At 54.0% G+C, this 8,239-nt stretch carries 7 protein-coding genes; 6 read left to right on the plus strand and 1 reads right to left on the minus strand.

Annotated features, from left to right (window positions below):
• Nucleotides 1-208 precede the first annotated feature (208 nt).
• Nucleotides 209-676 (minus strand): hypothetical protein, encoded by a 468-nt coding sequence (locus VFE46_05245; GenBank protein HZZ27395.1) that lies wholly within the window; start codon nucleotides 674-676, stop codon nucleotides 209-211.
• A gap of 968 nt (nucleotides 677-1,644) precedes the next feature.
• On the opposite strand from VFE46_05245, the gene VFE46_05250 reads away from it, so the two are divergent.
• The 6 genes from VFE46_05250 to VFE46_05275 form a co-directional block, all read left to right on the plus strand.
• Nucleotides 1,645-2,961, plus strand: a complete 1,317-nt coding sequence (locus VFE46_05250) for an adenylosuccinate synthase (GenBank protein ID HZZ27396.1) — start codon at nucleotides 1,645-1,647, stop codon at nucleotides 2,959-2,961.
• Between the two features lie 146 nt (nucleotides 2,962-3,107).
• Nucleotides 3,108-3,866 (plus strand): isoprenyl transferase, encoded by a 759-nt coding sequence (locus tag VFE46_05255; GenBank protein ID HZZ27397.1) that lies wholly within the window; start codon nucleotides 3,108-3,110, stop codon nucleotides 3,864-3,866.
• 58 nt (nucleotides 3,867-3,924) lie between these two features.
• Nucleotides 3,925-4,821: a phosphatidate cytidylyltransferase gene (locus tag VFE46_05260; protein HZZ27398.1), complete on the plus strand. Its 897-nt coding sequence runs from the start codon at nucleotides 3,925-3,927 to the stop codon at nucleotides 4,819-4,821.
• A gap of 426 nt (nucleotides 4,822-5,247) precedes the next feature.
• Complete coding sequence (locus VFE46_05265; GenBank protein HZZ27399.1) at nucleotides 5,248-6,000, plus strand: PAS domain S-box protein; 753 nt, start codon at nucleotides 5,248-5,250, stop codon at nucleotides 5,998-6,000.
• Nucleotides 6,001-6,316: 316 nt separating this feature from the next.
• On the plus strand, nucleotides 6,317-7,264 hold the full coding sequence (locus VFE46_05270) for a PhoH family protein (protein HZZ27400.1): 948 nt from the start codon (nucleotides 6,317-6,319) through the stop codon (nucleotides 7,262-7,264).
• Between the two features lie 76 nt (nucleotides 7,265-7,340).
• On the plus strand, nucleotides 7,341-8,239 hold an 899-nt coding region (locus tag VFE46_05275; protein ID HZZ27401.1), incomplete at its 3' end, for a hypothetical protein.

Consider the following 8,239-nt stretch of genomic DNA (forward strand, 5'->3'; position numbering starts at 1 on the left):
TAAGAGGCTGTTTCAAAACTGGACTTCCTTCAAGGGTGGCTGGGGTCGAGTGCCGCCGAGCCCCCAGTGAATAGGCTGCTGGGGGCTCCCTTCGGTCGACCCCAGCCACCCGATTCCTAGTTTTGAAACAGCCTGTAAAGATTCTCGCAGCCGAGTGAAGCCCAGACGCATGAATCAAGGCCCGCGGTAAGGTCGGCACTTCTCCCCATTATTTCTCCAGGATGTCGCCGTCGACGGTCCAGTCCTTATTGACCACTTTCGGATCCCCGTGACCCATTGCGACCGTCGACATCAAGTCTTTAGTAAACAGCCCGCGCTCCAATTCCAACGGCCGATCCTTGTAGGGCCCCGCGGTCAGCGACCCAGTTGCAGCAATGTACGGGGCTTCGAACGTATTCCAGTAATACAGATGTTCGATGCGCACCTCGGTCTCGGCCGGCAAAGTGCCGAGGTCTTTCCAATCAGACGGATGATAACCCATATCGGTCACAAAAAGCGTCACGCCGCCGCCAAGATCATCGCGCCCGACAAGACTATTGGTTCCCTGCACCAACCGCAGCGGGACTTTGCTCTTCCACGTTCCGAGGACCGCCTGGAAATTCCCAAACGACGGATCATGCGTTACATCCTGCGGCTTCACTGCGCAACCCGCCGAGAACAGAAATGCTGCGATCAATAAAGTTTGTATGCTAAACCGAGGCCGTTTCATCCCCGTATTGTAGCGTGTGGGCGGCAAATTCGCGCGGATAATGGCAACATTTAACCCCGCCTTATTTAGCCCCCGGCGATTCGCCGGGGGCTAAGTGATTGTGTTAATCGCCGCGATCCTATTTCAGCCGGGTCATTAACCTCGGGGCTAAATAGCTGACTCGGGCGTGGCCCAAAACTTTGCTTGTAAATGTACGCTTGTACATTACAATGTCGCTTTGCATCAATAATTGGTTCAGATAGAAAAAACCGATTCGGTATAAATGATCGCTCTGTTGCTTAAAAAATCGGAAAACTACCATTTCAGGAAGTAGCCAATCACCGCCAGAGCGGCAACCGTTAGAAAGATACTGAGGAATACAAAGCGAGGCAGGTTGCGGCGTCGGACGGCGCAGTCTGGACAGAGAACCATGGGCATTTCACGCGTATTGTGTGTATCCATCGGAGCGCCAACCATTTCGCTCCGCAGGTCCAAAGCCGGCTTGCTTTGGAATTCGCGTCCACAATGGGTGCATTTCATGCCCCGCATGATAGCCGAAGCAGAACCGATGGACTCAAGCCTCAACGGACAACTTATGAAAACAGATAGCCCCAACATGAGAACAACGAACTTAAGCACACGAATTGTCCCGCTGGCAGCTCAATTCATGCATCTGGAAATGAACATCAATGTGTAATCCGCAACCAATACCGGCCGCATTTTGCCGCTATGTGCGCGAGCGAAACACGCAAATTTCGGACTGGCAGCCCGTGGGGCGGCGACAAAACGATGCTATTTTGGCGCGAAACAAAAAACCCGGGGCGAAAGGACAACGGCTGACAAAATTCATATTCGATCGGCAAGTTTACCGTGGTGGCCGTACTTGGCTTTCCGCGGTGCGGCCCGTAAAATCGAGGGTTTGGCCGAACAAAATTAGCAACTGCAAGGGGATTCCGGTGCCGGCAACTTGTGTGATCGGGCTGCAATGGGGGGACGAGGCCAAAGGGAAACTCGTCGACCTGCTTACTCGGCAACACGAGATTGTGGTTCGCTACCAAGGCGGAAGCAATGCCGGCCATACGGTGGTGGTGGCCGGCGAAAAATATAAGCTCTCGCTCATTCCCAGTGGAATTTTGGGCAGCGGCGTGCAATGCGTGGTGACCGGCGGCGTGGTGCTGAATCCCAAAAGCATTTTGGAAGAGATCGACGGGCTGGTTTCACGCGGGATTGCGGTGGGATCGAATTTAATGCTCAGCGATCGGGCGCACGTCATCTTTCCCTGGCACATTGCAGAAGACCGAGTGCTGGATAAAAGCTGCTCCAGTGGCGAGAATATCGGCACCACGATGCGCGGCATTGGGCCGTGCTACAGCGATAAAGTTCGGCGGTCGTATGCTGTCCGGCTAGGCGATTTATACCGCGACAGCTTCCGGCAGCGCCTGGAACACATTGCCGCGGCGAAAAATAAAGAGCTGGCGGGCTTTGCCGGCGAAAGCGGCATGGGACCGTTCGATGCGGCGGCGATTTTCGCAGAATACGTTGGTTACGCCCAACGGTTGAAGCCGTTCGTCGCCGATACCACGGCGTATTTGTTAGCAGCGGCAGAAGCTGGCAAGCGCATTTTATTCGAGGGCGCCCAGGGAGCGCTGTTGGATATCGATCATGGCACGTTTCCGTTCGTCACCAGCAGCAATAGTTCCGGAGTGGGCGTGCCCAGTGGCTCCGGCGTGCCAGGACGCTGGATCAACAAAATGCTTGGCGTGGTAAAGGCGTATTCCACCCGGGTTGGCGGCGGGCCATTTCCCACGGAGCAAAACAACGACATCGGCCATCATTTGCGGGAGCGTGGCAACGAGTACGGCACCGTCACCCGCCGGCCGCGACGATGCGGCTGGTTTGATGCCGTGGCGGTGCGCTACACAGCCCGGCTGAGCGGCGTGGATGCCATTGCCGTGATGCTGCTGGATGTGCTGAGTAAGTTGCCCGAGTTGAAAATTTGCACCGCGTATGAAATCGCTGGGCGACGGGTAACCCAGTTTCCTAGCCACGTTGAAGATTTGCGCACAGCAGTGCCCGTTTACGAAACGCTGCCTAGCTGGGAGGAAGAAATTACCACGGCCCGGCAAATGGCCGATTTGCCCGAGAATGCTCGGCGGTATTTGAAGCGGTTGAGCGACCTTGTGGGCCGCCCGGTGGAAGTGGTTTCTGTTGGACCAGACCGAGAGCAGACCATTTTTACCAGCGGTGCGGCGGCCGAAGCGGTGGTCGTATGAATAACAAGACTGAAAGCGCGATTCGAGTATTTCAGGACGCCAAGGCGGGCGGCCGAGGAATGGAATCTCCGCGCGTTTTATTGAAGGTATAATGGCTTTGTGGTTTGGATTTCCCCTTTTTGTTCTCTCTTCCATTTTTATTTGCCTTGTCCCACGTTGCCCCTGCTCCCGCCGAGGTGTTGCCTGTGTCGCGGCAAAAAATGCCGCAGCACATCGCCGTGATTATGGACGGCAATGGCCGTTGGGCTCAGCGGCAAAACTTGCCGCGGATTGAAGGGCACCGCCGGGGCGTGGCCAGCGTACGGCGCATTACCGAAGAGGCCGCGCGGTTGGGCATCGAACAGCTCACGCTCTATTGTTTGTCCAGCGAGAACTGGAAACGGCCTCAACCGGAATTGAATTTCCTGATGCACCTGCTGGAACAGTACATGATCGAGGAACGAACCACGATCATGGAAAACGACATTCGCGTCACCGTGATCGGCAGGCGCGAGGGCATTCCGCCGGCAACGCAGGAAGAAATGGATAAGACCATTGCCATCACCGCGGCCAATTCCGGCATGCGGCTATGCTTGGCGATCAATTACGGTGCACGAACGGAAATGGTCGATGCGGTTAAGGAAATCGCTGCTAAAGCAGAAGCGGCTTGCTTGCAGAGTGCGGAAATTACCGAACAAACGATTGGCGATCACCTGTACACGGCCGGCATGCGCGATCCTGATTTGCTGATTCGCACGGCTGGCGAAATGCGAGTCAGCAATTTTCTGTTGTGGCAAATTAGCTATGCGGAAATTTGGGTGACCGAAAAGTGCTGGCCCGAGTTTGAAGTGGCCGATTTACACGCGGCGATTCGAGATTTTGCACAACGCGATCGACGTTACGGGGGCTTAACTCTGGAACGATGATCGTCTTCGGTTTTTTGCAGTTTCTGAACACTGACCCCCGACCACTGACCACGATTCTGTGCTTCGCCATCGCCTTCTTGTCGGCACGTTGCTTATCGCCGCATTTGCATGTCTATGCTGGTTGGATGAAACTCGGGCTTTGGGTGTACCCGGCGGAGCATGGTTGTTTCCGGTGGCATTGCTATTGAGCTTGTTGGCCAGCGGGGAAGTGCTTGGCCTACTGGCCACGGGGGAACGGCAACCAATTCGCTGGTTGGTTTATGCCGGAAATTTTTTGATTGTGGCGGTAAACGGGGTACCGGTGTTTGGGCCGGCAAGCATCGTCCCGGGCCGCCTTGAAAATTTTGGTTGGCCGCTCTCGGCGATTGCGCTAGCAGTGTTGGCCTCTTTCATTGCCGAAATTGTGCGGTACAAAGCGCCCGGCCATGCGCTTGCCAGTTTGGTGCTGACCATTTTCTCGTTTGCTTATGTTGGCCTATTGCTAACATTCGTCGTGCAAATTGCGTTCGGAGTTCACGGGCAAGGGTTATTGGCGCTCTTATCGCTAATTATCGTGGTAAAAATGGGCGACACCGGCGCGTACACCGTGGGCCGAATGATTGGGCGGCACAAAATGGTGCCGCAACTCAGTCCTGGGAAAACTTGGGAAGGCGCCGGCGGCGCCATTTTGTTTGCAGTGATTGGGTCCTGGGTGACGTTTGCGCTGCTGCGGCCGTGGTTAATACCGGATGCGGGATCCGGCCCGATGCCGTGGCAGTGGATCACATACGGCGTGATCGTAAGTATTATCGGGATGCTCGGGGACTTAGCAGAGTCCCTGTTGAAGCGGGAAGCAGGCCGAAAAGATTCCAGCACCTGGATGCCGGGGCTAGGCGGAGTGCTCGATGTGCTGGATTCCATTTTGCTTGCTGCCCCAGTGACCTACCTTTGTTGGGCCATGGGTCTCGTGCGTTGATATTTCAAGCCGCGGCTTATTTGCAGCCAACTTTTCGCAGTATTTGCGTACGAATTACGGCTGTAAGAAGGGATGTCTCAGCCGCGTGCAGCGTCACTGGCTGTGGTCGTTATAACATGGGCTGACTTTCAAAATCTTCATAATGCGGAAGACCGCAGCATTGTGCGTTAACAGCCGGATCACGATATGCCACCTCGATCCCGCGCATTTTAAGTCCAGTTCTTTCTTCATTCTTGAAGCCGGCTGCGGAAGGCCGCAACAGTTTTTTCTTGAAATATCATTTGGTTGGGAATGTCAAACTCTTGTCGCACTACTTTTTAAAATAAACTCGACACATACGGACAGTCTTGTATAGGTAGTGCTCCAAACCAATCTTCAACATTTGAGCCATTGGTCCAAGTTTACATTTCGATGCCAGGTTAGCTCATGGAAACTTCGTCGGAACTCATGAAATGGGTGGGCTGGCAGATTCTGGATTTGTCCCCCCCGGATATCCCATGCCTTACATCGGTTGACAACAACCCGGTCGACCAGATCGAAATCTTGTGGACTACATTGCTTGATCATGTTCCCTGTGCTATTGCGGTTGTGGATCTAGCGAACAAGTTGACCCGTTTCAACCGTAAATTTTGCGCATTGGTGGGCTATTCCCCAGTGGAATTGACCAATCGCCAATTGGGCGAACTGGTTCACATTCTTGGGCAACGTTCCGAAGGTACATCAATCGATGGAGCAGTTGGCTTTCCAAGCCTTTGTACGGAAGGCGAACAGGTTTGTGTCCTTATGAAAGCCGATGGGTTGACAACCTGGTGCCGCCGAACCATCGTTCCGTGCGGCGAGCAAACAAAAAAATCGGGCTGGATTATCTGCTATTTTGAAGAGTTGACCGATTCGACCGATGCGTTGCAGATTCTGGTCGAATCACACAAGCGGTTTGTAGAGCGCCAAAGTGCGCAAATGGAAATGCTGGGAGCCGAGTTGCAAACCGTCGAACGGCTGGCAACTGAAATAAAGGGAGAGCAAGCCATACTGCTGGAACGGCAGATAAATCAATTGATGGGCTGGCTTGCTCCATTGCGACAATCTGGCTCCGTGGACGATTCTACGGGAATGCTCGTCGAATCTGCCTACCGTTCGGCAGCGCAACTTCAACAATTGGTCGCAGTGAGCGGTGGTTGATCATGTTCCTGCTGAAAGACTTGCAAAATTGGTAAAATCGTCCAATTCCGTTCTTTCACTTCCACTCCGATTGCGTCTTGGTTCCGCAAGTTATTGTCCCGTAATAACTTGCGCAATTACTCTTCCAATTCATGGCCATTGGGCTAACGTGCGAGTATAGTTTTGTGTCGGGCGATGGGTTCATCGCCCCAAATATTTTTGGCCACTGCACGGCGAAACATCCGGTCGTTTCGACGAATTCCAGGAAACATCTGGCATTTGTCGCTGATCCGATCACGCCCCCGCAGGCTTCCATTGAGCCGGCTTCGGCAGGCTGATGACACAAAACACCATCTCGGTCCTCGATTCCAGGACTCTGCTTTCGCTATTTGGGCCGCGCGACCAGCATTTGCGGAAAATCCGTTCTGCCTTGGGCGTGGAAATCTCGGCGCGGGACGGCCGCATTCGCATCGAAGGCGATGATTCCGCCGTTCTGCGCGCGACGGATGTGTTTGAAGAACTGCGTGCCGTGGCCGATCAACACGGCGCCGTGGCTGATCACGATGTCGATCGGGCATTGTCGAACGTCACGGGCGAAGAACGCATCGCCGATCATCCACCGATTGCAGTTCTCCAGGCGGGCAGAAACGTTCGGCCGCGCACGCCCGGACAGGCGGAATACATCAATGCCATGGCCAAGCATGATTTAATTTTGTGTATCGGGCCAGCTGGCACGGGCAAAACATACTTGGCAGTGGCCATGGCCGTGGCAGCTTTGAAGCAGGAACGAATCCGAAAAATTGTACTAGTTCGACCCGCGGTAGAAGCCGGGGAAAGTCTTGGTTATCTGCCCGGCGATTTACAGGCTAAAATTAATCCCTATTTGCGACCACTGCTCGATGCCTTGCGCGAAATGATGGATTACGACCAAATCCGTCGCTATACCGAACAAGACGTGATCGAAATGATTCCGTTGGCATACATGCGGGGTCGCACTCTTAACGACGCGTTCATCATCCTTGACGAGGCCCAAAATACCACCGTCGCGCAGATGAAAATGTTTTTGACGCGAATGGGCACGAATTCCAAAATTGTGGTTTCGGGGGATACGACGCAAGTGGATTTGCCCTCTCACGTTCGCAGCGGATTGGTGGATGCGATGGGCCGGCTAGAAGGAATCATTGGAACTTGCCAAGTGCGGCTTACCGTCCGTGACATCGTCCGGCACCGGCTGGTACAGGAAATTGTCCGGGCCTACGACGAAGAGCCAAAACGAAAGAGATAAGTGAACATTTGCCCTCCTAATTCCTGATCCCTAACCTCCGATCTGAATCCCGCACACTCCCACCCACTTCTCCTCCATGTCCCTCGGCAGCCAGAAGAAAACTCGCTTGGAACGTGTGGCGGCGCTCGAGTTGCCGCCCAATTTTGCGGAGCGCTTTCTGGGCAGCCTGCAACGTAGCGACGTTTGGCTGCGGGTAAGCTTGTGCTTGGTGGCCACGTTGTTTCTGTGGGTCGTGACAGGCGCTTGGGCTCCGCCGTTTCCTTTTCGCACCGGCTATGTTCCTGACCGCGACATTTTGGCGCAGGTGTCGTTCAAAAAGTTCGATCCGGACGCTACCCACGATGCCCGCAAGCGGGCGGAAAATCAAATCACGTTCATTTACTCACAAGATGCATCCAGGCTATTGCAACTGCGTGGAGCGTTAAAAAATGCGCTTGGGGAAATCAGCACGGCACCGACGTTGGATGCATTGAAATCGGACGTTTGGAAAGATTTTAACCCGCCCCCGATGCCCAGCGTGGAGCCTCCGACGAAGGAGGAGCAAGCGGAAGACTATCGGCAATTTCACGAATCAATTGCCGACAAGGACAAGCAGGAGAAAGTTTTCAAAGCCATTGATAGTGCCTTTGCGCCGCTAGAGCAAAAAGGCATCATCGACAAATTAGATCAAGCCAACGACGAAGGAAATCAAACCGAAATCTATGTTCATCCGGCTGGCTTGCCGTTGTTCCCGCAAGCGGTACAGGTCTTGGATGTTTCTGTGGCCGGCGCCACATCGAAATTGTTCGCTCGCCTCAAGGAAGATTTGAACTCTCCCGATTTGGCTCAGCGCTTGTTTTATTGGATCAAGCCCAAGTTGACCACTCCGCTTGTGCCAACGTTGACGCTGGATGCGGACGCCACCAAGGAGGCTCAAGAAGATGCCGCTAAAAAAGTACCTCCGCAATACAAGGAATACCAAAAGGGGAAAGACGT

This window comes from Pirellulales bacterium, from assembly GCA_035656635.1.
GTDB lineage: Bacteria > Planctomycetota > Planctomycetia > Pirellulales > JADZDJ01 > DATJYL01.

Bases quoted from the DNA above. Each gene is read 5' to 3' on its own strand.
- VFE46_05265 (HZZ27399.1), top strand. From the start codon at position 5,248: ATGGAAACTTCGTCGGAACTCATGAAATGGGTGGGCTGGCAGATTCTG.
- VFE46_05270 (HZZ27400.1), top strand. From the start codon at position 6,317: ATGACACAAAACACCATCTCGGTCCTCGATTCCAGGACTCTGCTTTCG.